This window comes from Sorangium sp. KYC3313, from assembly GCF_052075895.1.
GTDB classification, from domain to species: Bacteria; Myxococcota_A; Polyangia; order Polyangiales; family Polyangiaceae; genus Sorangium; species Sorangium cellulosum_B.
In genome coordinates this window covers 6,248,884-6,274,741 of sequence record NZ_CP197255.1, presented here as the reverse complement: position 1 = coordinate 6,274,741, position 25,858 = coordinate 6,248,884, and the positions used below count along the sequence as shown (strand labels likewise).

Sequence of the window (25,858 nt, the reverse complement as noted above, 5' to 3'; positions counted from 1 at the left end):
CCCGCGCTCCGGCACGGATTCTGCTGTGGCCAGGACCATGAACGAAGCTCCCACGACGAACCGCGCGCTCCGCGCCTGGGTCCAGGCGATCGCCGAACACACGCGACCCGCACGCATCCGCTGGTGCGACGGCAGCGAGGAGGAGCGGACCACCCTCGAGCGCGACATGGCGCTCTCCGGTTCGTTCATCGAGCTGGATCCACAAACCCACCCTCGTTCATTCCTGCATCGTTCGGATCCGACGGACGTCGCGAGGACGGAGCACCTCACCTTCATCTCCACGCCACGACAGGAGGACGCGGGGCCCACGAACCACTGGATGAGCCGAGAGGAGGCGCAGACGCGCGTGTGGTCCCTCTTCGCAGGCGCGATGAAGGGCCGGACCATGTACGTGGTGCCGTACCTGATGGGCCCCGCGGGGTCGCCCTTCAGCCGCGTCGGGGTCGAGCTTACCGACAGCCCGTACGTCGCTCTCAATCTCCGGATCATGACGCGCATGGGCCGCGCGGCGCTCGGTCCCCTCGGCGCTGCGGAGAGCTTCGTTCGTGGCATTCACAGCCTCGGGGACCTCTCGCCGGACAGGCGCTTCGTCGTCCATTTTCCCGAGACCCTCGAGATCTGGAGCATCGGCTCGGGGTATGGCGGCAACGCATTGCTCAGCAAGAAGTGCCATGCGCTGCGCATTGCGAGCGCGCAAGCGCGCGCGGAAGGCTGGCTCGCCGAGCACATGCTCATCCTCGGCTTGACGAGCCCGCAGGGGCGCACGCACTACGTCACGGCTGCCTTCCCGAGCGCGTGCGGCAAGACCAACCTGGCGATGCTCGTCCCCTCGCTCCCCGGGTGGAAGGTCGAGACGGTCGGTGACGATATCTGCTGGATGCACCCTGGCAGCGACGGACGGCTCTGGGCCATCAACCCGGAAAATGGCATGTTCGGCGTCGCACCAGGGACCAGCCTCAAGACCAACCCGAATGCGATGAAGTCGCTCACGCACGATGTGATCTTCACGAACGTCGCGCTGCGCGCGGGCCGTCGCGTATGGTGGGAGGGGATGTCCCGGCTCGACGAGCAGGAGGTCATCGAAGATTGGCGCGGCGCGAAGTGGACGAACGGCTCCGCGACGTCTCCTGCCGCGCACCCCAATTCGCGCTTCACCGTCCCGCTGCGGCAGTGTCCCAGCGCGGCAGGCTCCTTCGATCTCGCCACGGGGGTGCCGATCTCGGCCATCCTCTTCGGGGGGCGCCGATCGAAGCTCGCCCCTCTCGTCTACGAAGCGCGGAGCTTTCGTCACGGCGTCTACGTCGGCGCGACCATGGCGAGCGAGACGACCGCCGCGGCGACCGGCGCCGTCGGCGTCCTCAGAAACGATCCCATGGCGATGCTCCCCTTCTGCGGGTACAATATGGGCGACTACTTTGCGCACTGGATAGCCGTTGGGAAGGGACTCAGTCGTCCGCCGAAAATCTTTCATGTCAACTGGTTCCGAACGGGGGACGACGGGCGCATGCTGTGGCCCGGGTTCGGCGACAATATCCGCGTCCTCAAGTGGATTCTCGAGCGTGTCGAGGGCACGGCGACCGCGCGCGAGTCTGCAATTGGCCTGCTTCCGCATGAACGGGGAATCGATCTGACCGGGATGGACCTCTCGAATGACGCGCTCTTCCAGCTGCTCGCGGTCGACAGCGGCGCGTGGTTGAGGGAGGCCGACGGTGTCCTCGAGTTCCTTCGCAAGTTCGCGGATCGACTCCCCGCGGCGCTGCTGGCCGAGCACCGATCGCTCGTCAAGCGGCTGCACGATTCGCTACATTGAGCCGAACTGGGAGAACTCGTGGAAGACCATATCAAACCATCGGCGGCGAACGTCTGCCGCGACAGAAACCATTCCTCCGTAGACGGCCGCGCGGCCGGACCACTGGCAGGTGCCGTCGCGGCGGCGCTGCGAGCGGGGCGCAGCCCCAGAAATCACGACTTCGACCGCTTCCTTCCTGACGAGCTACGCCGCGTCTCCGCTCAGTTCTGGACGCCGATCGAGGTCGCTGTCCGCGCGGCCCAGTGGCTGGACGAGCTCGACGTTCGCACCGTCGTCGATGTCGGGTCGGGCGCCGGCAAGTTCTGCGTGGCGGCGGCGCTGGCGGGGCGCAGCCACTTCACGGGGATCGAGCAGCGGCCTCGGCTCGTCGTGGCGGCGCGCAGCCTCGCGCGGGTCTTCGAGATCGAGGACCGCGCTTGTTTCGTCGAGGCCGCCCTGGGGAGGGCGGAAGTTCCTCGCGCGGACGCCTACTACTTCTTCAACCCGTTCGGCGAGAATCTCTTCGGACGAGAAGACCACCTCGATGAAGACGTCGAGCTGGGCGTCGATCGATACCAGCGCGACACTGCGGCCGCCGAAGAGCTCCTCGACGAGGCGCCGCTCGGCACCTATCTCCTGACGTACAACGGATTCGGCGGGCGGGTACCGGACAGCTATGACGAAGTCCGCGTCGATCGGGAGCTCCCGAACGTCCTGCGGATGTGGCGAAAGGCGCGCCTCGTGGCTGCCGGTCCGGGTCTACGTACGGACGAGCTCTGATCACCACGACGGCGCGCGACGCACCGCTGCGCATCACGCGATCCCGAGCAGATCGAGTATCGCGTTCACGAAGGTGAGCGGGTGCGGCGGGCATCCAGGGACGTAGAGTGAAGGGCCAACGCTCTCCAGGAAGCCGCGGTCGACGCCCGCGGCGCCGTCGTAGAGCCCCCCGGAGATGGCGCAGGCCCCCACGGCGACGATGAACCGCGGCTCGGGCATCGCATCCCAGGCCAGTCGAACCGCGTCCTTCATGTTGCGCGTGAGCGGACCTGTCAGGACGAGCGCATCGGCGTGCCGCGGAGAAGCCACCCACTCGATCCCGAACCGCTGCACATCGAAGTTGACGTTGGTGACGGCGTTCAGCTCGAGCTCACAGGCGTTGCAGCCGCCGGCCGAGACCTGGCGCATCTTCAGAGACCGCCCGAACAACCTCGAGAACGCCGCGGAGGCGCGGACCCGCACGACCTCCTCTTCACCCTCGCGAACCGTGAGATCAAGGGGCTCGTTCCCGCCCATCCTTGGGTCCGGCGTGAACTCGATCTTCGCCTCGGGGCAGCCCTCCACGCAGGCGTCGCAGAAGACGCAGCGGCCCAGATCGAGCGTCACCGGAACCAGCCGGATGGCCTGGGTCGGGCACGCGTCACGGCACGCGCTGCAGCCGGCCGCGCAGGGGTCGCGACGGATCCTCGGGCGACCGCGGAACCCGGTCGGCGTTGCCTTGCGGAGATCCGCGATGGCCTGCGTGCCCTGGGAGGCACGTACACGGAGCGACAAGAACATGCTCATAGATCGTTCCCGCAGTAGGAGAGGTCGAAGCTCTTGTTGCAGATCGGGAAATCCGAGATCTCGTTGCCGCGCACCGCGAGGGCGAGGCCCATCCAGTTGCGGAACGATGGATCCTGGACTTTGTAATGGACCACCTCACCGTGCGCGCCGGTCTCGATGCAGTGGACGACTTCCCCCCGAAAGCCCTCGACGAGCGAAATGGCGAGCTGGTCCGGCGCGAGCTCGCCGATCGACAGCCGCGGGCGCTCCCAGCTCGCGTAGAGCGCGATGACGGTCGACATCCACGACAAAGACGCTTCGATCTCCGCGATGCGGACACGTGCACGCGCCCAGCAGTCGCCGTCCGGCAAGACGGCGGGCTGGATGGGCACCACGCTGTACGCCCCTTGCTCCGTGAGGTGGCGCGCGTCGATCTCGATCCCCGAGGCGCGCGCGGCCAGTCCGACGAGCCCGAGCTCCCGCGCTTGTGCGGTCGTCAACGTTCCCGTGGAACGCAGACGGTGCTGAACCGTTCGTGCCATGAGAAAGCAATCGTCGATGATCGGCAGATCTGCTTGAAGCAGGTCGAGGTTCGCCCGAATGTCAGGCAGCGTCTCCGGCGGCAGCCGCATCCGGACTCCACCTGGACGGAGCGCTCCTTTGCCGAAGCGGCTGCCACATAGCCGCATCATCGTGTTGATCGCCGTGGTTCGGAGTCGGCCGTACGTCGTCGCTCCCTGCAGAAATCCGATGTCCGCCGCCATCCCGGCGAGCGTCGACAGGTGCATCGCGACCCGCTCGAGCTCGAGGGCGACCGCCCTGGCGAGCTCGATTTCGATGTCCAGCCGGCATCCCGCGAGGCTCTCGAGGGCGGAGCAGTGCGCCCATGCGTGAGCGACGCTGGTATCTCCCGCGATGGTCTCGATGAGCGGGGTCAGGCTCCGCGGGTCACGCTCGAGAAGGCGGCGTTCGACGCCACGGTGCTGATAACCGAGATGGATCTCCAAGTGATGCACCTGCTCCCCGAGGCACATGAAGCGAAAGGAGCCGGGCTCAATCACCCCGGCGTGGATGGGGCCGACGGCGACCTCGTGCACCTCCTTCCCTTCAATCTTGTAAAACGGGTGCGCGTTCATCGCCGATTGCTCCTGCCCCTCGTAGCGGATCGGCTTGAGCCACGGATGTCCGGCGATTCGCACGCCGGTCTGCTCGTGGAGCTCGCGCTCGAAGCAGTGGAGCGCGGCGTGCTCCGTCGTCATCTCGTGGTACCCGCGCTCCGCGGCCACCTCGGTCCTCGAGACGTGCAGGGACCGGTCTGACGCCTGAAGAACCGCCGTGACCGCGACACGGTCGCCGTCGCGCTTGCCATACAGCGTGACCACACGCATGTCCGCGCGGAGCTGCTTCAAGAGCTCGTCGCGCCACGGTCCCGGCTCGAGGCTCGGGATCGCGCCGACGGCGACCTGGTGGACGGTCATCGATGCCTTCACGGCCCCTCCAAGCACACAGCCACCTGTGCGAGCAGCGAGTTGATGGGCGGCGGGATGTAGACGCCCAGCACGACCAGCGCGACGAGGAACCCGAGCTTGGGCAGCGCGACCGGCAGCGTCTGCCGAGGCCAGCTGCGCGGCCTCGTGGGTTCACCCCAGATCATCGGAAACACCGCTCGTCCCGTCGCCACGAACGTCATCGTGATCAGCACGCAGAAAGCGGCGAAGACGAGCATTTGCCCTGAGCCGACAAGGGCCGACAGGATCAGAAGCTCTCCGAGAAAGCTACCGAACGGGGGGAAGCCGAGCAGCGCGAAGGTGCCGACCATCAGGAACCCGCCGCTGTACGGGAGGTCCTCGATGAGGCCCGATATCGCGCGCGTGTCCTTGGTGTGATAGTGAGCCTTGATCGTGCCCGCCGTGAGGAAGAGGAGCGCCTTGATGAAGGCGTTGCTCAGGACGTAGAGCAAAAGTCCGTAGGACGCCGACTTGCCGACGCCGAGGCCGATCGCGATCACTCCGGCGTGGTTGATCGACGCATAAGCGATGAGCCGCTTCAGGTTGCGCGTCGCGATGATGCCGACCGTCGACACGACCACCGAGGCGATGCCCATCGTGAGGAGCTCGCCTTCCAAGAGCGCCGCGTGGGTCGGTCGGAGCACCTGAACGACGCGGAAGAGCGCGACGAGGACGCAGTTGAACTGGATGGCGCCGAGGAGCGCCGCGACGGCCGGCGGGGCTTCGTCGTAGGCCTCCGGAAGCCAGCTGTACATCGGCGCGAGGCCGAGCTTGGTGCCCAGCCCGAGGAGCGCCAGCGCGGCCCCGAGCTTCGTCCAGTTGTTCACCGGGATCGCGGAAGGCGCGAGGAGGCGATCGAGGAAGAACGTCGGAGCCTGGCCGCCGGACTCGAGCCCGCGCCCGAGGCAGATGAGGCCGATGAGGAGCACGCCGAGCCCGACGGACGAAAAGAGCAAATAGCGCCATGACGCTCGATGAGAAGCGGGGATGCCGGGTCGCACGATGAGGGGCGCGGCCGCGAGGGTAGTCGCCTCGAGCGCGATCCAGAGCAACACGAGGTGATTCGCGAGCAGCACGGTGTTCGCTGCTGCCAGGAACAACAGAGCCAGCCGCGCGAACCGCGCGACGTCCTGGCGGAGCGCCGGGGTCGTGTACACCCGATGCATCACGTAAAAGGAGATGCCGAGGAAGATCGAGTCCACGACGGCCATGAAGAGCCGTGAAGTCGCGTCCATGCGAAAGAACCCCCCGAGAGAGACCGGGACGTCGGGGGGCGTCGCGGCTCCCATGATCGCGAGGGCGGTTGTGATCGCAGAAGCGCCGACCAGGACCAGCGCGGCTCGTTCGCGGGCGGCGCGCGCGATGAGCGCCACGGACGCCAGCGCAGGAAACAGGACGAGGGCGATCGAGCTCATAGCGTGGGCCCCTCCACGGGGCTCTCGGGCTGCGCGACGGTGCTCGCGTCGAGCATCTTGAGATACCAGCGATAGAGTGCGATCGTCACCGCGACGACGGCGACCTGACCGAGCTGAATGGCGAGCATGTCATGCTCATGCGCACCGCTGAGCTCGAACAGGGCGATCGCGTTCTCGATGCGAAGAGCACCCACCATCTGGCTGAACGGACCGGATTGCGTCGATAGCACCAGGAAGCCGAGCAGCACCCCAGCCGCAGCCACCGCGACGAGTGTTCGCCGTTCCCCGTGCTCGGGGACGAGCGATTCGGAGAAGTTGAAGGCGAGGAGGACGATGCCGAGGGCGATCGTCCAGGAGAGCAGGTTCGGCGAGATGACGTCGTTGCGCCTGGGCGCGTTCTGCGCTCGAAGCACGCGGTAGAGCGCGATCGGCGCGGCGAGCCCGCGCAGGAGGACCAAATCGCCCAGGGTGACCCAGTCGCTCACGGCGTCGAGCTCTGGATTCAGGCGGTACGCCACCCACGCCATCAAGAACCCTTGACAGGACAGGCCGAGCAGGCTCGTCCGCCAGGTCGCGACGAACAGGGGGATGAGCAGCACGCCGAGCAGCGTATTCAAGAGAGGGCTCATTCGGCCCCCCCCACCCGCCACACGGTCGCGAGGAGCGCGACGACGCCGGCGGCGAGCGCGACGACGATGTACTGGGGAACAGCGCGTAGCTTCAGCCGGGCGACAAGGGATTCGATCGTGCCAATCACGACGCCGGCCGCAAGGGTCAGGGCGAGGTTCGCGGCGGCGCAGGCCGCGCCGCCGGAGCCCGCCCACGGGTTGAGGAGCGTCGCGACGATCGACGCGCCGACGAAGAGCTTGATCGCGGAGCCGAGGTGGATGCACGCGAGATCCGGGCCGCTGTGGTCGAGGATCATGACCTCATGCACCATCGTGAGCTCGAGATGGGTCGTCGGGTCGTCGACGGGCATGCGCGCCGTCTCGACCTGAAGCACGATGAACATCGCCACGACCGCGGCGCCCCAGACGAACGCGGACGCGCTGGCGTGGAGGTGCGGCGCCAGCGCCTCGTGCAAGGTTCGTCGGCCCCCGACGAAGCTGAGCGCGCCCGTGACGAGGAACAGCGCAGGCTCGAGGAGCGACGAGAACACGGCCTCCCGCGCTGCGCCCATCCCCTCGAACGAGCTCCCCGTGTCGAGCGCGGCGAGCATGACGGCGACGCGGCCGAGCCCCCACACGTACGCGAACCACACGAAATCGAGCTCGAACGACGCGACGGGCGTCGAACCGAGAAGGGGCGCGATGAGGGCGGAGCCCACCGCGGTTGCGAGGAACACGTACGGCGCGATCCGGAATAGCGGTGTCGTCGTCGTGCTGTAGACAGACGATTTCCGGAAGAGTCGCCTCACGTCATGGGCCAGCTGAAGGACCGGCGGTCCCTTGCGTCCGGACCACAGCGACTTCACGCGGTTGATCACGCCGGTGAGGACGAACGGCATGACGACGAGCGCGGCGACGTTCGCGAGGCGGGTGATCATCATCGGCCGACCCCTCCGATCACCATCGCTCCGATGATGACGAGCGCGACGAACCCTGCGGAGAACGCGAAGCGCGGCTGTTCCGGGATGCGCTCAAAAGCTTGAGCGATGAAGCTCTCTCCGTGCCCGAGCACCTCGAACATGCGTCGCTCGACGGCGTCGACGTGGTGTGTTGAAAGATGGCCGGGCTGCTGCGGGAATGGCCCCTCGGGCAGCCGCTCCCTCCGAAGCGACGGCAAGAATGATGCGAAGATGCGCGTGAATTGCTCGGAGAATGAGCTCCCCGTGTACTGCATGCGAGAGGAGGTGGCGGTGGTTCCGCACCCCCATGTGACGCTCCGCCGCGCCGCCAGACCTCGACGCCAGCCGATCACGCCGGCGACGATCAAGGCGCCGGCGAGCGCGCGGCTCGCCCATGCGAGCGGGGTGAGCAGGGCTGGCAGCGTGCTCGCGCTGGACTCGATGGGAAAGAGCCTCAGCGCGGCGCCTATCGCCGCGATGCCCAGGTCTGGAGCTACGCCGATGGCGACCACGAACGCGGCGTGAACCACCATGGGCCAGAGCATCGAACCCGGCGCGTCCTCGCCGACGTGGAGCCCTGGCTCCCGAGGCGTGCCGAGGAACGTGAGACCGAAGGCCCGCGTCATCGACAGCGCGCTCACCGCGCCGACGAAGGCCAGCGCCGCCGCCGCTGCGATGGTCACCACGCTGCCTTGACTGGAAGGCGCGCGCCCCGCGAGGAGCCCTGCGTAGATCAGGAACTCGCTGACGAAGCCGTTGAGCGGTGGGAGCGCGGAGATGGCCAGGCATCCGATGAGGAAGAGGATGGCCGTCCGCGGGAGGCGCTTCGCGAGCCCGCCGAGCCGCTCGAGATCGACGGTGTGCGCAGCGCGGTAGATCGCTCCAGCGGCGTAGAACAGGAGGCACTTGAACAGCGCGTGATTCAGGATGTGCAGGAGGCCGCCGCCGAAGCCGCACAGGGTCAGCGCGGGGACTCCCCAGGTCCATCCCAGGTATCCCACCCCGATGCCCATCGCTGCGATGCCGACGTTCTCGGTCGACGAGTACCCGAGCAGGCGCTTCAGATCGCGTTCGGCTGACGTGGAGAGGACGCCGAAGAACGCGGAGAGCGCGCCGAAGCCGAGCACGCTCCATCCCATCCACTCGTCGGGTCGTCCCATGAGCAGCGTGAAGCGGAGGAAGGCGAAGAGGCCGGCCTTGTGAATCACGCCTGACATGAGCGCTGAGATGTGCGCCGGCGCCGCGGAGTGGGCTCGGGGAAGCCACGTGTGAAACGGAAAGAACGCGGATTTCAGCGCGAACGACACCCCGAGGAGCAGGAAGAGCGTCCCCCGCGTCGGGTCCTGGCTCGACAGGAATTCGCCGAACACGGCGAAGTCCATGGAGTCGGTCTTGCTGTGGAGCAGCATGAACGCCGCGACGAGGACGAAGAGCCCGACATGGGTTGAAATGAGATAGTTGAAGCCGGCAAAGCGGATCTTCTGGTTGCGGTAATCCCAGATGACGAGCAGCCACGCTGCGAGGGCGGCGATCTCCCATCCCAGCAAGAACACGAGGGCGTTCTGCACCGAGTAGATCAGCACGAAGGACAGGGCGACCATGTTCAAGAGAGCGAAGTGTGGGCCGCCGTTCCTCCCTCGATCGAAGTAGGGGCGAAGGTATCCGACGGCGTAGATCGTGCCGAGCAGCGTCATCGGAAGGGACCACGCGAGGAAGAACGCTCCGAGCGCGTCGACGCGAAACGCCATGCTGTCGATGGGCGTCGGCCAGCGCCACACGATCTCGAGAGCCTCGCCGCCTCGAAGGATGGGGACGGCCGTCGCGAGCACGAGCGCGGCGGCCATCGCTTGCGAGGCGATCGCGGCCGCGCCTCGCGCGCCGTTCGAGCGCAGGCCCAGCGAGAGCGCCGCCCCGACGAGCAGCACGGGCACGCTGAGGAGCAGAGATCCCGTCACCTTGCTGTCCTCCCGCGACGTCCGCTGGCGCGTCGCGCTGCGCCATCAGGAGGTGAATTCCGGCGAATCGTCGAAGCAGTCATATGGACTCCGAATGAGCGCGCGCACGAAGAGCGTCGAGGATGGTCCAGCCAAACGCCGGCTTCGGCAGCACCATGGGCGGCAAGGAGTGGCCGTCTGGTCCCAGCGCGGAGCGAAAGGATTGTGGTGTGCTTGTCACGAGGAGAATGAGGAGCTTCGGTCGCGCGCTCCGCAGCGACGTGATGAACGTCACGATGTCGCCGGGATCGAAGTCGTCGGGAAACAGAACCAGGGCGGTCGCCGCGGCCGCCATCCTGTTCGCGTCGTTCAATGTCCTTTTGCCGTTCGACGCGACCCCGGCCTGGCTGAAGTAGGCATGAAGCGCGTCGATCGTCTCGGGATTGTCCGCGACGACGGCAACGTGGAGCGACCTGGCGGAGGAGCGGTTTGCCATGGCTGCCCGGGCGTATAGCAAGCCGTGGGCCGCCTCGTGAAAGGCGCAAGAACCTTGAGGACGCGCCTATCGGGATGGAGGAGCCGACGACCCTTTCGGAGAGCGGCGGCACAAAACGACAGATTGACGCGACAAATTCGAAATGATTACGTGAATCTCGTCATGATCAGGCCGTATTTTGATGCGATGGCGCCTACTTGACCGCTCCGAAGGCCAGCAGCGTCGCGTCGGTCTCGACGCCGTCGGAGCGCCGCTCGCCCGGGGTTGGCCGCTTGCTATGCCGTCGGAGCGCGCCGCTCGCCCGGGTTGGCCGCCTGGAGAGGTCCCATGCGTGACGCCGGATGCTGCCGGCATCTCCCAGGCGCGCATCTCGCCAAGACCGTCCGCGCGCCGCGGTCAGGTCTGCCGCTCCGCGCGCTTGGCCTCGTCCCAGTAGCCGTCGAGCTCCTCCAAGGTGAGCGTGTCGTGGGACGCCTTCACAGGCCAGCCGCCGTGCCGCTCAATGACCCGCCGTTCGACGTGATCGAAGCGCCGGGTGAACTTGTCGATCGTCCGACGCAGGGCCCCCTCTGCGTCGACGCCGGCGTGGCGCGCCAGGTTCCCGAGCGCGAAGAGGACGTCCCCGAGCTCCTCCTCGATCGCGGCGGAATCGCCGCCGTCGAGGGCCCGATCGAGCTCCCCGAGCTCCTCGTCCACCTTCGCGCGCGAGCCCCGCGCGTCCGGCCAATCGAAACCCACGCGCGCGACCTTCTCGCCTACCCGCTGCGCCCGGGTCAGCGCCGGCAGGCTGCGGGGAACGCCGCCGAGCACGCCGCGGTCCTTGCCCTGCCTCGCCCGCTCGTCCGCCTTGATGCGCTCCCAGTTCTGAAGCACCTCGTCGGCGTTCTCGGCGCTCTCGTTCGCGAACACGTGGGGGTGGCGCCGCACGAGCTTCTCGCAGATCGCGGCGATCACGTCGTCCGGCCCGAACGCTCCCTCGGCCCGGGCGAGCTCGGCCTGGAAGACGACCTGGAGCAAGAGATCGCCGAGCTCGGCGCACAGCTCCTTGCGGTCGCCGCCGTCGATGGCGTCGATGACCTCGCACGCCTCCTCGAGCACGTAGCGCCTGAGCGTCGCGAAGCTCTGCTCGCGATCCCAAGGACATCCGTCGGGTGCGAGGAGCCGCTGCATCAGCTCGACCATGCGCGGAAACGTACGACCGGCCTGCTCGGGGAGCGGCGGTGCCTTCACGGGCTCGAAGGAACGAGGCATGCAGTGCTACTAGCGCAAACCGCCCCCGCTCCGGAAGGCAGAGGAAGCAGAGGAAGAGGACGAGGAGACGATGCGGGGCGCGCTATCGCAGAGCGTCATCCTGGCTTCCGAGGCCGTAGCATGAGAAAAGTACGGAGGGCATCGAGGCTCCGACGACGAGGACGACCATGAAGAGCGCAGGCTGTGTGGTGCTGTTCGCGATCGCCGGCTGCTCGCAGGGGGGGTGTCGGAGCATCGGGAGCGCGCCGGGCGCGGCGCCGAACCCGGGAGCAGCGGCGGAGGAGCCCGTGACGGCGGTCCTGGTCAACAGCGGCGAGCAGGAGGTGCTGGACGAGGAGATCACCCCGCTGCGCAAGGGCGGGCGCCACCTCATCGCGGAGCCGCCGGACGACGCGGAGGAGGTGACGTACGCCGCATGGATCGCGGCGGCAGGGCTCGCCGCGCAGAACCGGCAGCCGCCGCCGGCCGCGCCACCGGGGTTCGCGCTGCGGGCGGTCCGCGGGCGCGACCTGTGGGTGTTGTCCGAGGACGGCACACGTCGCCGCGGGGCAGCCGCGGTCGTGCTGCGCGTAGGAGCGGCCGTGCCGCTGATCGTCGAGGCGCCGCACACGTTCTTCGATCGGGGAACGCTGCCCGTCGCGCTGGCCATCTTCGAGGCGCAGCGGGCGCGCGCGCTGATCGTGAATACGTCGCACCGGTACGGCGGGGGTCCCAACCCACGCAACGCCAGCGTGGACGATGACGGCGCAGAAGGCGGGCGCCCCAACCTGGGTGCGGGGGGCGGGCGACCCAACCTGGGTGCGGGGCGCCCCCGCCCCAACCCGGGTGTCGCTGTCGGGGGCGGGCGCAACCCGGGTCACACCGCGGATAGTGACGAGAGCACGGAAGGCGCTGGTGGTGAGGACGGCGGTGATGAAGCCGTCGACGGCCACACCACGCAGGACGGCGCCCAGGGCATCGGCGGCAGCGCTCGTGGAGGTGACCGTGCATCCCGAGAGCGGCTGATTGCGTCGCTCGCCTTCGCAGACGCAGCCCACGCCGAGCGTTCGTTCTTCCTGTCCGTGCACCGGGCGCTGCTCCAGAGCTTCCCCGGCACGCCCACCGTGCAGCTGCACGGCTTTCAAGACCGTTCGGCTCCGAATGCCGCCATTATCGCCAGCGCGGTGGGGCACGGCGCCGCGCTGGACCGGCTGCTCGCCCCTCTACGGGCGATCGTCAACGATGGAAAGGTCCTCGCCTACCCCACCGAGATCAATAGGTTGGGGGGTGCCACGAACGTGCAAGCACGCTGGTCGCGTCAGATGAGCGCACCGTTCTACCATGTTGAAATGTCCCGAACGCTGCGCGACAAGCTGATCGTGGACACGGATTTCCGACGCCGCTTCGCGGCGGCCTTCTCGGGGCTCACAGTCGGAACAAGTCGGATGCGCGACCCGGGTTGACCGCAACGATATTGTCCACGACGACCCGGCTCGACGGATGCCAGGCATGCGTTCTGCACGGCGAACCGCACCAGATCCAACGATCTGATGAACTATCGGCGTCCGCTGAGGAACGCAGTCAGCGTCACCCGGGGCCGACCCATCCGCGATCGACACCGCACTCGCAGGCGTGCGCGCAGCGCCCTATGAACACTTCGCCTGCCCGCGTCAGCTCCTCCAAACGGGTGTTCCGATGAGACGGCAACGATCCGTCGGAGCCGCCCGCTCCTATTCCGCGCCGCTGTGAAGCTCGCCACCCGATATCTACACGGTGAGCCCGAAGTCCCTCGCGCTGGCGCCGTGGAACGTGCACATCCACCAGGTCCCCGCCGGAAATACCACACTGCGTACCCCGGCGCGCCACCGTTCGAGCGCCGCGCGGTACGACGCGCGAAACGCCCGCACAGCGGTGCCAGCGATTCGTCGTACGTCCCCCTGATCGCGGCCGACTGCAAAGGTCGGATTGCGTTCACCCAGCGCCTCAGAGCTCGTTACGCGCTCGTACGGGGAGATCTTGGAGACTCGCTCAGCACCAAGAAAACGACGCCCCTGCTGCTGCAGGGCAGAATGGGCCTGCGCCTCCCGTACGTTGAGCTCGGCGGCAACCTCGTGGCGAAAGTCATCGACGCCGTCCTGCGCTACCGCCGGCGGCAACGCGAGAGGTAATGACACTTCCTCGGGCCACTGTGGATTTTCCGGGTCAAGATACGCCACGGGACGCGCCGCTCGCAGCACGCCGCAGCCGAGCTCGCTCACATCGACTTTTGCCCCCGGCCACTCACACGCATGCCGGACGAGGCCAGCGGCTACGGGGTTTGCGAGTACGTAGGCTACTTTTTCCACCACGGCAGCCCGCGTCAGGAGTCGCACGACGCTCGTGGCTTCGTGGTCCCATACCGGTCCTTCCCACGCGCGAAGCACCTTGGTCCCGAGCGCCACAATACGATGAAAAAACTGCAAGAAGCGCGGCAGGACTCCATTCACGTCCGTCACGACTAGGTGCAGATGCGTTGACATCGCGCAGAACGCGTGAACCTCGATCCCGAAGCGCCGGGCCGAGACCACGAGGGCGTAGACCAAGAGCTGGGAGATGGCTGCGTCGGGGCGAAACAGCAGGTGCCGACGCAAGACGCGCCGGGTGATCATATAGGTAGCGCCGGGCGCGATCTCGCGGGGGTGGCTCATGGCCCGTCCACATCAACAAACGCTGTGCCAGAGATCGCGGTCAATCATTTCAAGAAATTGCCGCGCCCCGCAGGTGGCGGCTCCTACGCCAGGGGTGGCGGCCGCCATGCCACTCGGATCGCCCTACCCGGGTAGAGTCCACAACGGGTCGGGTCGCCGCGCCGGGTGGTCGGGTCGCAACCTGGGTCGGCCGGCGGGGCGGGGGCAGGGCGGGGCGGGGCGGCGGGGCGGGACCCAACCTGCGCGGGACCCAACCTGGGTCGGCCGGCGGCGGGAGCGGGGGCGGGGTCCCGGGTCGGCGTCAACCTGGGTCGGGCCGCCGCACCGCAACCTGGGTCGGCCAGGGTTGGCCGGGTGGGTGGGTTGGGTTAGGGTCGGCGTCAACCTGGGTCGGGACGGGGCCGGGGCCGGGACGGGGGGGACGGGGCCGGCCGGCCGACCAGGGTCGGGTCGCGAAAATTACCCGAGCAGCACCGGAATCTGGTCAGGTCCGAACGCGGCCGCGCCGCGCGGCGCCGTTGAGAACGTCGGTTGCACGGTCGGATCGGCCCGCAGCGCCGGAAAGCGCTCGAGCAGGAGCGACACGCCGACCCTCGCCTCCATCCGCGCAAGCGGCGCCCCGACACAGTAGTGCAGACCGCCGCCGAAGTTCAGCATCCCCACGGGTCGTCGATGGATGTCGAAGGTCTCCGGTCGCGGGTAGATCTCCTCGTCGTAATGGCGAGCGATCAGCGACAGGTAGAGGATCGTCCCCGCAGCCAGCGTCTCGCCGCCGATCGTCGCCTCACGCTCGACGAACCGCACGATGCCCGCCGCGCTGCTGCACCAGCGGGTCGACTCCTCGATGGCCTGCGGCAGGAGCGAAGGTTGCTGACGCAGCTGGTTCATCGCGTCCGGGTGGGCGAGCAGCGCCACGAGCAGGTTGGCCAGCATCCAGCTGGTCGTCTCGTAGCTGCCGAGGATCAACGTGAGCACGACCCCCTCACACGCCTCCACACCGCCCAGCCCCTCCGCGACGATCGCCCGAGCGATCTCGCCGAGCAGCGTATCGCTCGGGTGCGCCACCTCGCGCTCGGCGATCTCCCGGAGCTGCGCTTCCATCGCGGCGTGGGCGCTCCGCCCTTCGGCCACGACGACGGGATCCTGCGGCATCACGACGCTGCGGATCATCTTGCGAATCAGCGCGTCATTCTCGGCGATCCGCTCCTCCGGGAGCCCGAAGAGGGCGCTCGTCACGCCCATGGGCATCGAGATCGCAAAATCATCGAAAAGCTCCGCCCGCTCTTTCCGCACGAGCCGTTCCACGACCCTGCGCGCCACCGGGGTCACGGTCGCCTCCTCGTAGCGGGAGATCACACGTGGGGAGAGGACCGCGTTGAAGAGCCGCCGCATGCGCGTGTGCGCCTCACCGCCAAGCGTCACGAGCGCCCCTTTCATGATCCCGGTGTCGTAGGTCCGCGTGCTGAAGGTCTCGCTGTCGCGCAGCACCGCGGTCACATCGGCTCCGCGGAGTACGACCGGCACGCCGAGTCCCTCGTCGAAATAGACGGAGTGCTCCCTCGCCGCAGCGGCGAGATGGATCCCGAACGCCGAAGGGTCTTTCGAGGTGAAAGAATATAGATTCTTACGAGGCAGCATACATAAATCTTAGTATTCCATCTTGAAACGCGAATCAAGCCGCTTTGCTATGACTTCGACTGGGACGTGGGTGTGGACGAGCGGTTATTGCGGACGCTTCTCCTACGTTGTCTTCGCGTGCGGGCCCTGTAGGTGCCCCCCGCCTGGCCTTGGGTCACGCCCGCACCGTGGTTGTGTCGCTGTCGCTGTCGCTCGAGAGGTCGGTGACGCGCCGCGGCCGAGCCGAGATCCGTCCATGGTGGTTCGTCCAATCCCTGGCGACGAAAAGCGGCTCAATTCGGAAGTTCTGCTCGACCAGTTCTGCTCGACCCGGGTTGAAGGCGGCGACCGGCGGCGACCGGGGTTGAGGTCAGCCAGCAGCGGATACCGCGGACGGATGCGCCGTGCCCCAATCATGGCAGCGAAGCCCGGCCGTCGTCGGGCCGGTCACCGACAGGGCGGATAGATTCCACCGCCTGCCTTGAGAAAGCGCCCGAAGCGGCCAGCAGGCGAGAACGCGTCCGCCATGGACGGTCACCTGGCCCCATGCGCCGAGCCAGACACTCATCGTGCCCCCGCGCCGGCGCCTATGGCAGAAGCACAAAAAAACAGAGCGCCCATTCGACGGTGGGGGGAAACCGTCACGGGCGCTCTGCTCGCCTCTCTTGCAGGAGGTGAGCCAAGGACGTCCCTGCCTGATTTGATGTGCTTTTCCTACAGCGACAAACGTTCACCTTGCGGCGATGGAATCGTAGCTTGCAGCGCTGCGAGCGGAGCGTGGCGGCCTTCGGCCACCGGCTCGCCGGAACCGCGCCGATCAGCTGGAGCCGTTCCGCTCTCCGGGCGCCTCCCCTCCCCCGCCGACGCCCCACGACGGCCGGGCGTTGAGCTCCTCAACGTCGGTTCCCATCATCTCCGTGTAGCTGCGACCCATCTCCTCGAGCTCGTCGCTGCTCAGCACGTCCTCGATCCGGGCGAATCCCGCAGGCGCTCGCTGCTCCACCATCGAGAGGACCCGGTCGGCGCCCATCGCTCGGTTCGCGAGGACGAGGGAGCTCGTCGGCGGACGGCGCGCAGCTTCATAGGCGGCGAGCGCCTCTTCGGGGGCGCTCGTCTGGGCGAGGTGCCAGGCCAGCACGCGAGCATCGAGGATCGCCTGGGAGGCCCCGTTGGAACCGACAGGGTACATAGGATGAGCAGCGTCGCCGAGCAGGGTGACCCGGCCAGCGCCCCACCACGGCAGCGGATCGCGATCGATCATGGGATACTCGAAGATGACGGGCGCCGCGGCGATGAGCGCCGGAATGTCGAGCCAGGAGAAGCGCCACGCCGCGAAGTGGGGCAGCACGTCCTCCAGGCGTCCTTGCCGGTTCCAGCTCTCCGGCGCGACCGCCGCCCCCTCGTGCAGCCGCACCTCCGCCACCCAGTTGATCGCGGCCCGGCCGCGGAGCTCCGCGCGGCGGGAGACGGGATAAGCGACGAACTTGGCGGCCTGGTTGCTGCCGGCCATGATCATGCTGCGTCCCCCCAGGAACGGCTCGCCCTCGGTCACGCCGCGCCACATGTGAATGCCGCTCCACCTGGGCGGCCCCTCCGCCGGGTGGAGCTGCGCGCGAACCACGGAGTGGATGCCGTCGGCCCCGACAAGCACGTCCGCAGGGACCACGTCGCGCTCACCGGTCCGCCGATCCCGCACCGTGACCTGCACCTCGGACGTCGTCTGCTCGAACCCCTCCACCGCCAGCCCGACGCGCACGCTGGAGGCCCCCAGGCGCCGCTTCACCGCCGCGAGCAACGTCAACTGGAGCTCACCACGGTGGATCGACACCTGCGGCCAGCGATACCCGGCGGAGATCCCCCGCGGATGGCCCCAGATCCGACCCCCGAACCGATCGTGGTGCACGAGCTCGGCGGTCGGGATCCCTGTCGCCACCAGCGCATCGGCGAGGCCAAGCTCCGTCAGCTCTCGCACGGCGTGAGGGAGGAGGTTGATGCCGACGCCGAGCGGCCTGATCTCTCGCGCGGCCTCAACGACACACGCATCGATGCCGGACGCGTGCAGGCTCAGGGCCGCCGTCAGCCCGCCGATCCCCCCGCCCGCGATCAACACCCGCATCACGCGACGCTCGCACGACGCGCTGGACGCGGCAACGACGCTCGTGGCGCCCGCGACCGCGGCGCCGAACCCGGGTAAGATCCTGGAACGAGGGACATATCATGCGATTGCTCGTCTCGATGGACTCTTGGGGTGCGAGGCTGCTCTCGGTGCTGGCGATCGCGCCTGCGCTGAGCTGCGGTGGACACGTCATGGCCGATGAAGGCTCGGGCGGCGGCACAGGCGAAGGCGCCTCCAGCAGCACAGGCGAAGGCGCCTCCAGCAGCACAGGCGAAGGCGCCTCCAGCAGCACAGGCGAAGGCACCTCCAGCAGCACCGGCGGCCTGCCACCGGAAGGGTTTCCGTTCGCTTGCGACGATCCGGAGCCCATCGTCGTCGCGGACCAGAACACCGGGTACGTGCGCTGCGCCGACGGCTGGATCCACCGCGCGGAGGTCGTCACCTGTCCCAGCCCACTCCCGCGCGCCAAGGCCTGCGCGGACCCGAGCGGCGCGACGGGGAACTGCACCTCCGACGCCGACTGCACCGAGCAGCCACACGGCTACTGCGACGTCATGACCGGAGGCGAGGTGGCTCCAGGGTGCTTCTGTCAGTACGGGTGCACGACCGACGCCGACTGCGGCGAGGGGCAGATCTGCCTGTGCGGCGATCCGGTCGGGCGGTGCGTGAGCTCGCGGTGCACCAGCGACCAGGACTGTGGAAGGCTGCTCTGCTCCAGCTACGTCCTGCACCCCGGATGCGGCGGGACCGCCTTCGCATGCCAGACGCCCGCCGACGAGTGCGCCAGCGATCAGGACTGCTCAGGGGACGAGCAATGCTCGCTCGAGGCCCTGCGGCGCGCCTGCACGGAGCAGATCTGCGCGATCGGCCGGCCGTTCCTCGTGGAAGGCGTCGTGCGCACCGCGCAGCCCGCCGCGCGCGGCGACTGGCGGACCGCCGCTCCGGACGCGCCGCCTCGCCTGGACGAGCTGTCAATCGAGCAACGGGCGGCCCTCGCCGAGCACTGGACCCGCGCCGCCCTCCTCGAGCACGCGTCGATCGCCGCGTTCGCGCGCTTCGCGCTGCAGCTCCTGTCGCTCGGCGCGCCGCCGGAGCTCGTCGGTGCCGCGCAGGCGGCCATGGGCGACGAGGCCGACCACGCGCGCACGTGCTTCGAGCTGGCCAGCGCGTTCGCCGGCCGCGGCGTCGGCCCAGGGCCGCTCGCCATCGACGGCGCCCTCGGTGGCGAAGGCGCCCGCGAGATCCTCGTGACGACCCTCCGCGAGGGGTGCATCGGCGAGACCATCGCCGCGATCGAGGCGGCAGAGGCCGCCCTCCACGCGACCGATCCCGCGGTACGGCGCGCGCTCGAGAAGATCGCCGAGGACGAGACGCGGCACGCCGAGCTCGCCTTCCAGTTCGCGGCCTGGGCCCTCGACCGCGAACCGTCCCTCGCGAGCGCCGTCGTCGACGAGCTCGCCGCGGCCTCCTTGGAGCTCCCCGCCCCGAGCGAGGCCAGCCATGGCGGCCCGCTGCTCGGCTTCGGCGTGCTCTCCCCGCAGCACCGGCGCACGATCCGGGAGCGCGCGCTCGCTCAGGTCATCGCGCCCTGCGCGCGGGCGCTGCTCTCGCGCGGCGGCGGCAGCATCGAGCGCAGCCGCCCGCGCCCGGCGGACGGCCGTCAGCGCGAGGAGACCGACAGCTTGGCGACGAACAGCTGACCGCCCTCGGCCTCGACAGGGCAGTTCAGGAGCGCGAAGTCGGCGCCGGACGTGCCTGCGAGGAACACGTCCGTTCCGGAGACGGCGAGCGCGAGGATCCGCTGGAGCGCAGGGCCGCCGAGCGCGCCCAGCCACTCGACCTCGCCGTCCGTGGCCCGGAGCCGCGCGAGGAAGGCGTCCCCCTCGCCGGCCTCCCCGCCGATCTCGACGTCATCGATCTTCATCTGCTGATCGAAATGCCCGGCCACGACGATGTTTCCGAGCTCGTCAACGCCGACGACCTCCGCCGATTGAGCCCCGCTGCCCCCGAGCTGCTTGGCCCACGTGGCGGCGCCGCTCCGGTCGAGGCGCGCGACGAAGCCGTCCTCTCCGGCGGAGACGATCTCCCCGGCGAGATCGATCTGCCCCTCGACCGAGCCGGTCAGGACGACGCCCGCCTCGTGCATCGCCACGGCGCTCATGCGCTGATCGCCGGGGAGAGCGGAGTGGTGTCGATACCAGACGTCCGCCCCGTCGGCGCTCCATCCATCGCAGATCCACGACGCCGGAAATGACGCCAGGAGAGCGTCGATCCCGTCCGAGGCCGCGCCGCCGGGCGGCAGCGCGCTCTCGAAGCCGGGGAAGCCCACGTTCACCCGGCCCTCGAAATCGGCGATCACGAAGGCGTCGCCGGAGGCCACACGGAGATCGCGAGGCCAGAAACGCGCGCCCTCACGGCCCGCAAAGACGCCGCTGCACGGGTCCAGGAGGGTCTGTCCATCGTAGCTGGAGAACCCGATGTCCAGCCCGCCCTGGAGCGACGTCAGGACGAAGACGCGGTCGCCCTCCGCCGCGACCGCCTTCGCCTCGTCAAGGCCGCTCGACCCGTGCGTCACGCACGCCGCGACCCCGTCGGGATCGCTCTTGTCGAGCCGCGCCACGAACGCGTCGCCGGCGCCCTCGGGCGGCCCGCAGTCCGCGCCGAACGACAGGCTGCCCGTGAAGTCGCCCGCCACATAGACGCTGCCGCCGTCCAGCGCGATCGCGGTCGCCTGATGGACGTGCGTCGCGGTGTCGTTCTCCGCGTTCCCGAAGCGCTCGCTCCACACGTGGTTCCCGTCCCGCGCGAGGTGCGCCACGAAGACGTCCTTGCCGGCGCCTCCCGCCGTGAGCGGGGCGCCGCCGGCAACGGTGAGGTCCCCCTTGAAGCCGCCCGCCACCCACAGGGTCCCGTCCTCGTCGGCCGCGATCCCGCCGAGCGTGGTCTCGGCGTCGCCGAAAGACATCACCCACTGGCACGTATAGCCGGGCTCGCTGAACGAGCCGCCCCCGACGCCCTGCTCGTCGATGAGCTGAATGCCGACGATCTCCGCGCAGCCCGCGCTGCTCGCCGCGAGGAGAGAGCTCGCCAGCCACAGCCGAGCGCGCCTTTCGAGCCTCATCGTCATCAGAACACCCCGACGACGGCGCCACCGACGACGCCCGGAGCGAGCTGGACGCGGGCGGTCGCGCGCGGCCCGTCCGAGGGCAGCGTCAGCCAGAGGACGGCCGTGCCGGCGAGCGCCACGCTCGACGCGATGAAGGAGAAATCGGACACGGTCGCATAGGACATCGCCTTGCTGGCCAGATCGGGCACCGGCTGCGCGCAGTCCCGGTAACGCCTCGGATTCGCGCACGCCGTCTTCGCCGCGTCGTCGACCTTGTCCCACGTGGAGATCGCCAGGCCACCGAAGGTGCTTCCGAGCGCGATGCCCGCCAGCGTGAGCCCGCCCGTCACCCACATCAGGTTCCGGTGGATCGGATCCGGCCTGACGCCGTAAGGCGTCGGCCTGCGCGGCTCGATGTCGCCGGTGGAAGGCGCGGGATCCTGCGCTGCCGCGCTGGGCGCGAGCGCCGTCAGGGGGACCTCGACGACCCCTCCCGGCCGCGTCACCTCGACGTCGCGCGCGAGGGCGTACCTCGCGGGCGCAGCCGCGATGACCTTGTGCTTCCCCGGTTCGACAGGGCGGGGTGCGCCGGCCCCTTTCGCGGCCACGCCGTCGAGCGCCACCGGGAGCGCCTTCACCTGATCGGCGGTGGGCTCGGCCCGGGCCACGCCCGCCTGCGCCCAGGCGGCCAGCGTCACGAGGAGCCCGACCGCGGGCCGACCGAACCCCCTTCGCCCCGCGCGCCCCACACCCTTTGCGGAGCGCCGGGAGCCTCTGCTGATCGCTTCAGGCATCGAGTCCCCTGGAAGGCCGGCGAGCGACACCTGCTTCAGGTCCCCGCGCTGGACCACGATGACCGATAACAGGGCACCGCGACGAGCGCCAGACCAAAGACCCCCGCGCCAGCCGCCACGCCGCGCTCCTTGCGCTCCTTGCGCTCCTTGCGCTCCTTGCGCCGTGTTCGCGCTTCGACGCACGCGACCTTTGCGCTAGCGTTCCGCTCTCGGTTCTCCGTGGTTCCCCGCGGCTCCCCGCGGCTCCCCGCGGTTCCTCTCGTTTCTCTCGGTTCCTCTCGGTTCCGGTCTCGCCCCTCGCTCCCAGGTCGTCGAGCGTACCGGCTGGAGCGCCCTCGCGAACAGGTGCCCTGATGTCCTCCGTGCCAGCCCCCAAGAAGAAGCGGTCCAAGAAGAGCGCGCGCTCGCTGCCTCGCAGGGACGAGGAGTGGATCGGCGGCTTCTTCTCCCTGCGCGCGTTCGTGCACGAGGGCGACGACGCGTACCGCCCCGAGGCGGTCGTCTGGATGACCGAGCGCGGCTTCGTCCTGAGCTGCGCCGCGCTGCGCCCCGGCGACGTCGTGACGGGCGCGGTCGACAGCTTCGAGGCCGCCGCCAAAGGTCCCCTGGAGGGCAAGCCGCGCCTGCCCGGGCGCGTGCGCGTCGCCTCGCCGGCGCTCGCGGAGGCGCTGCGGGCGCGGCTCGGCCCGGAGGTCGAGGTCCGCGTCGCGCCCACGCCGGAGATCGACGTCGTGGCCGAGGACCTGGAGGCGCACCTCGGCGCGCGGGACGGCCGCCTGACGCCGAGCTTCCTCGGGGGCGGCATCGAGGCGCCGGCGATGGCCTCGTTCTTCCGCGCGGCGGCCGCGCTCTACCGCGTGACGCCCTGGAAGGCGGTACCCAGCGACGCCGACATCATGGCGCTGTCGATCCCGTCGCTCGGCGCGCGCGACCTCGCGCTGTGCGTCGTCGGCCAGGCTGGCCAGAGCCACGGCGTCCTCCTGTTCGAGAGCGCGCGCGGGTTCGAGCTCTACCTGGCCGAGACCGCCAAGCTCCCGGACGCGCCGCCCGCGTCGCTGCCGGCGAGCTTCTTCTCGCTGAGCTTCGATCGCGCGAGCGACCTGCACCCCGCGCTGCGCGCCGAGGTCGCCGAGCAGCGCTGGGAGCTGGCCGACCCGGACGCCTACCCCACGCTCGCGATGGTCGACGAGGACCTCATCGGCCGCAAGCCGACGCCGAAGGAGCTCACGGCCTCCGAGGCGCTCGCGCTCGGCCTGGTCGAGCTGATGAAGCGGCGCAAGGAGGTCACGAAGGCGTTCCGCGGCGGCGCCCCGGTGGACGCGAGCTACGTCGTGGAGACGCACGCGGGCCCGGTGGAGGTGCTCTTCCGCGCTCCCCACCCGGAGCGGAGCTGATCCCAGCGGCGGCGCCGGCGAAGCTGTCAGGGCGCGGGCGACCGGACGGGCGAGCGCAGCAGCGGGGGAGCCCCGCCCTCAGCGAGCGACGAGCCGGTAGAGATCGGCGTTCACGATGAACTCGCAGAGGACGTTGCCGAGCTGGAGCATGTCGCCGCTGCGGAGAGGCACGCCGTCCCCGGACGGCGCCAGGAGCCGGTCGTTCAGGAAGGTCCCGTTGGTGCTCTTTCTCGCGTGGAGCATCGGGGTGTCCGCGACCAGCACCGAGATGTGGGCGTGGACCTTGGAGACGGACGCGTCGCGGAGCACGATGTCACTGTTCAGCGCCCGCCCGATGAGGATGCGATCCTGCCAGGGGCTCTCGGGGCGCTTCGCCACCGGCAGCAGCTCGCAGCCGTGCGACGTGACGATCATCCCCGACGAGATCCGGTAACGGGACGAGGTCGGCTGGCCGCTCATGCCGGGCGCGGTCCCGGCGACGAGGGTCTTGAACGACGGAGGAGGTTGATCATCCGGGCCGAGCTCCCGGAGCAACCAGGCGTGCGGGTACTTCCGATCGAACGCCATCCGTGAAATCGCCCGGCTCTGAGCACAAAGCGCCGCGAAGGTCAACATGACGAGATCTTCCCCCAGGTTCCGGGCCGTTCGAGAGAGCCGAGCTCCCCGAGCGACGCATCGCCCAGTTCGGCGGAGCCCGATAGGCCCTTATACATCAGGAGACGACGGGATCACCGGACGCCACGAGACACCGTCGAGACGACCTCCGGCGCTGGACGGACTACATCGTCGGCGCTCGCCACACCCGGCTCCCGCGCGGGCAGCTCCGCCGTGCGACGCTCCTTTTGCCTGCGTCGCGCTAGAGCCCGCAGGAGCGCGTCGATGCGCCGAGCATGCGCGACCGACGCACCCACGCGCCGAGGGGCGGCTCGGGGTTCATGCTGACCGTGTACCCCGGCGGGCCGGGAATGGCTCAGCCGGCGGACGCGCGCTCGGGCGCGCTCCCGCCTGGAGCCGCCGGGACGAGGAGCGCGCCGGCGGCGGCGCTCAGGGCAGGTTCGCCAGCGGGTCCGTCTTGCCGACGCCTGCGTGCTCCAGGACGAGCGCCTTGACGGCGGCCGCGCGGTCGAGCGGGTACTCGTACGGCGCGGTCCAGGAGCAGTCCTCACCCGACTCGCGCGTCCCGGTGGTCTCCTCGAACATGTTGTCGATCCGGTGCGTACCGCCGGCCGGGCTGTCCAGGGTGGTGATGGGGTTCTTCACCTTGTAGAAGTGATTGCCCTCCACCCTCAGGCAGGCGCCGACCCGCGAGTTCACGCCCGACGTGGGGACGTCCTCGAAGTAGTTGTTGAAGACGTGCCCGTTGCCGCCGCGGTAGCTCGGGACGCGGGAGTTCACGTTGCGGAAGCGGTTGTGATGGAAGGTGATGCGGCGGTCGCTGTCGTCCTTGTCCGACGAGCCGACCAGCATGCCCTTCCAGTGGTCGTGCAGGTAGCTCCACGAGATCGTGATGTTCGAGGACTCGTGGGTCGCGTCGATGAGGCCATCGTACTTGTCCTTGTCGGAGTTCACGGCGGGAGACTCGGCCCAGAGCTCGCAGTGGTCGATCCAAACGTTGTGGCTCTCGTCCATGTGGATGCCGTCGCCGTTGCCGCTGCTGGCCAGCACGTGGTGGATCTTCAGGTTGCGGACGATGATGTTGGAGGACCTCCTCAGATTGAGCCCGATCCCCTCCAGCTCTCCGCTCGACCCGACCCCCACGAGGGTCTTGTCGGAGCCGACGTCGACGTCGTCGCCGCTACCGCTGATCTTGCCGGTGATCTGGATGATCAAGGCGCCGTCCCTCGCGGCCTCCCTCCTCAGGGCGTCGAGCGAGCTCACGGAGACGACCTGTCCGCCCTTGCCGCCGGTGGTGCCATCGCCGGTCGTGGCGTAGCCGTAGAGCCTGAAGTCGACCGCGCCGGGGTCGCCGCCGCCGGCGCCGCTGCCAGAGCCGCCCGCACCGCTGCTCGAGCCGCCGGTGCCTTCGTCCGAGCCGCCCTCCCCGCTGCCGGAGCCGCCCTCGCCGCTGCCGGAGCCGCCCTCGCCGCTGCCGGAGCCGCCCTCGCCGCTGCCGGAGCCGCCCTCGCCGCCGCCGGAGCCCCCGGTCCCGCCGCTGGAGCTGCCAGCGCCGCTGCCCGCGCCGGTCCCGGCGGCGCCGACGCTCGCCGTGGAGCCTGCGCTCCCGCTGCTCGTCGGCTGCTCCGCGTCGTCTTCGGGCTCTGACGTCTCCGAGCCGCACCCGACCACCGAAACACCGAGGATGCCGAGCGCGATCAGCGCAGCCCAAGCGACTCGAGATTCGCACTTCATGAGCAAGTCACCTCTCCGTGATGAGCCAAGGCCAAGCAGCTCGCGCGACGCGGGCAGAGACGCCGGACAGCACACAAGCCGTTCGCTGGAGCTCCATAGCAACGCACATGCCATCAGTTCAGGACGAACCAGCCCTGTCTGGATCGCACGGTTCCACCGCATTTCCCGCAGGAATCTCTGCAGCGCCGCACCTCTCCTCTGGAGGCCCCCCGGACGGCGCCGCGACCGAGGCTGTCAACCACCGGTTGACGCGGTGGACACGTGCAACACCGCGTCATCAGCCCTGGCGCGGTACGATGCCCGCGAGGTCG

General features: G+C 69.2%; 20 protein-coding genes. 5 read left to right on the top strand and 15 right to left on the bottom strand.

The features are described from left to right. The first annotated feature begins 37 nt into the window (after positions 1-37). Together ACSRUE_RS24395 and ACSRUE_RS24390 are read left to right on the top strand one after the other, a co-directional pair. Positions 38-1,810: a phosphoenolpyruvate carboxykinase (GTP) gene (locus ACSRUE_RS24395; protein ID WP_441285684.1), complete on the top strand. Its 1,773-nt coding sequence runs from the start codon at positions 38-40 to the stop codon at positions 1,808-1,810. An 18-nt stretch (positions 1,811-1,828) separates the two neighbouring features. Continuing rightward, on the top strand, positions 1,829-2,569 hold the full coding sequence (locus tag ACSRUE_RS24390; RefSeq protein ID WP_441285683.1) for a hypothetical protein: 741 nt from the start codon (positions 1,829-1,831) through the stop codon (positions 2,567-2,569). Positions 2,570-2,602: 33 nt separating this feature from the next. On the opposite strand, the gene ACSRUE_RS24385 is transcribed toward ACSRUE_RS24390, so the two are convergent. The 8 genes from ACSRUE_RS24385 to mazG all read right to left on the bottom strand — a co-directional run bounded on the left by ACSRUE_RS24385 (position 2,603) and on the right by mazG (position 11,505). Beyond that, positions 2,603-3,355, bottom strand: a complete 753-nt coding sequence (locus tag ACSRUE_RS24385) for an NADH:ubiquinone oxidoreductase (RefSeq protein ID WP_441285682.1) — start codon at positions 3,353-3,355, stop codon at positions 2,603-2,605. Continuing rightward, entirely contained in the window at positions 3,352-4,824 is a 1,473-nt protein-coding gene (locus ACSRUE_RS24380; protein WP_441285681.1) for a hydrogenase large subunit, read from the bottom strand. The genes ACSRUE_RS24385 and ACSRUE_RS24380 overlap by 4 nt, the downstream gene beginning before the upstream one ends. Further along, entirely contained in the window at positions 4,821-6,257 is a 1,437-nt protein-coding gene (locus tag ACSRUE_RS24375; protein ID WP_441285680.1) for a proton-conducting transporter transmembrane domain-containing protein, read from the bottom strand. Before ACSRUE_RS24375 ends, ACSRUE_RS24380 begins: the two co-directional genes overlap by 4 nt. Further along, positions 6,254-6,874, bottom strand: a complete 621-nt coding sequence (locus ACSRUE_RS24370; RefSeq protein WP_441285679.1) for a hypothetical protein — start codon at positions 6,872-6,874, stop codon at positions 6,254-6,256. Before ACSRUE_RS24370 ends, ACSRUE_RS24375 begins: the two co-directional genes overlap by 4 nt. 8 nt (positions 6,875-6,882) lie before the next feature. Continuing rightward, positions 6,883-7,806: a respiratory chain complex I subunit 1 family protein gene (locus tag ACSRUE_RS24365; RefSeq protein ID WP_437766587.1), complete on the bottom strand. Its 924-nt coding sequence runs from the start codon at positions 7,804-7,806 to the stop codon at positions 6,883-6,885. Next, positions 7,803-9,779, bottom strand: a complete 1,977-nt coding sequence (locus ACSRUE_RS24360) for a proton-conducting transporter transmembrane domain-containing protein (protein WP_441285678.1) — start codon at positions 9,777-9,779, stop codon at positions 7,803-7,805. The genes ACSRUE_RS24365 and ACSRUE_RS24360 overlap by 4 nt, the downstream gene beginning before the upstream one ends. 79 nt (positions 9,780-9,858) lie before the next feature. After that, entirely contained in the window at positions 9,859-10,254 is a 396-nt protein-coding gene (locus ACSRUE_RS24355) for a hypothetical protein (RefSeq protein WP_441285677.1), read from the bottom strand. A gap of 396 nt (positions 10,255-10,650) precedes the next feature. Beyond that, the gene (gene mazG, locus ACSRUE_RS24350) at positions 10,651-11,505 is read right to left on the bottom strand and encodes a nucleoside triphosphate pyrophosphohydrolase (RefSeq protein WP_437766584.1); all 855 of its coding nucleotides are present in this window, start codon (positions 11,503-11,505) and stop codon (positions 10,651-10,653) included. A gap of 167 nt (positions 11,506-11,672) precedes the next feature. Between mazG and ACSRUE_RS24345 the strand changes: the two genes are divergently transcribed. Beyond that, positions 11,673-12,947, top strand: coding sequence for a hypothetical protein (locus tag ACSRUE_RS24345; protein ID WP_441285676.1), 1,275 nt, complete (start codon positions 11,673-11,675; stop codon positions 12,945-12,947). 303 nt (positions 12,948-13,250) lie between these two features. On the opposite strand, the gene ACSRUE_RS24340 is transcribed toward ACSRUE_RS24345, so the two are convergent. The 3 genes from ACSRUE_RS24340 to ACSRUE_RS24330 form a co-directional block, all read right to left on the bottom strand. Beyond that, a complete protein-coding gene (locus ACSRUE_RS24340) occupies positions 13,251-14,171 on the bottom strand; it encodes a transposase (protein ID WP_441285675.1) in 921 nt (306 codons plus the stop codon). A 459-nt stretch (positions 14,172-14,630) separates the two neighbouring features. Continuing rightward, positions 14,631-15,809, bottom strand: coding sequence for a cytochrome P450 (locus tag ACSRUE_RS24335; protein ID WP_441285674.1), 1,179 nt, complete (start codon positions 15,807-15,809; stop codon positions 14,631-14,633). Between the two features lie 796 nt (positions 15,810-16,605). After that, positions 16,606-17,904: a flavin-dependent oxidoreductase gene (locus tag ACSRUE_RS24330; RefSeq protein WP_441285673.1), complete on the bottom strand. Its 1,299-nt coding sequence runs from the start codon at positions 17,902-17,904 to the stop codon at positions 16,606-16,608. A gap of 101 nt (positions 17,905-18,005) precedes the next feature. Between ACSRUE_RS24330 and ACSRUE_RS24325 the strand changes: the two genes are divergently transcribed. Continuing rightward, positions 18,006-19,604, top strand: a complete 1,599-nt coding sequence (locus ACSRUE_RS24325; protein ID WP_441285672.1) for a ferritin-like domain-containing protein — start codon at positions 18,006-18,008, stop codon at positions 19,602-19,604. Here ACSRUE_RS24325 and ACSRUE_RS24320 read toward each other — a convergent pair. Beyond that, complete coding sequence (locus ACSRUE_RS24320) at positions 19,565-21,025, bottom strand: hypothetical protein (RefSeq protein ID WP_441285671.1); 1,461 nt, start codon at positions 21,023-21,025, stop codon at positions 19,565-19,567. The two genes, ACSRUE_RS24325 and ACSRUE_RS24320, sit on opposite strands and share 40 nt — an antisense overlap. Before the next feature lie 5 nt (positions 21,026-21,030). After that, positions 21,031-21,708, bottom strand: a complete 678-nt coding sequence (locus tag ACSRUE_RS24315) for a hypothetical protein (RefSeq protein WP_441285670.1) — start codon at positions 21,706-21,708, stop codon at positions 21,031-21,033. A gap of 449 nt (positions 21,709-22,157) precedes the next feature. Between ACSRUE_RS24315 and ACSRUE_RS24310 the strand changes: the two genes are divergently transcribed. After that, positions 22,158-23,198, top strand: coding sequence for a hypothetical protein (locus ACSRUE_RS24310; protein WP_441285669.1), 1,041 nt, complete (start codon positions 22,158-22,160; stop codon positions 23,196-23,198). Positions 23,199-23,276: 78 nt separating this feature from the next. Here the strand turns inward: ACSRUE_RS24310 and ACSRUE_RS24305 are convergent, their stop codons facing one another. Next, positions 23,277-23,765, bottom strand: coding sequence for an FHA domain-containing protein (locus tag ACSRUE_RS24305; protein WP_437766575.1), 489 nt, complete (start codon positions 23,763-23,765; stop codon positions 23,277-23,279). 477 nt (positions 23,766-24,242) lie between these two features. Next, on the bottom strand, positions 24,243-25,547 hold the full coding sequence (locus tag ACSRUE_RS24300) for a pectate lyase family protein (protein ID WP_441285668.1): 1,305 nt from the start codon (positions 25,545-25,547) through the stop codon (positions 24,243-24,245). Between the last annotated feature and the right edge of the window lie 311 nt (positions 25,548-25,858).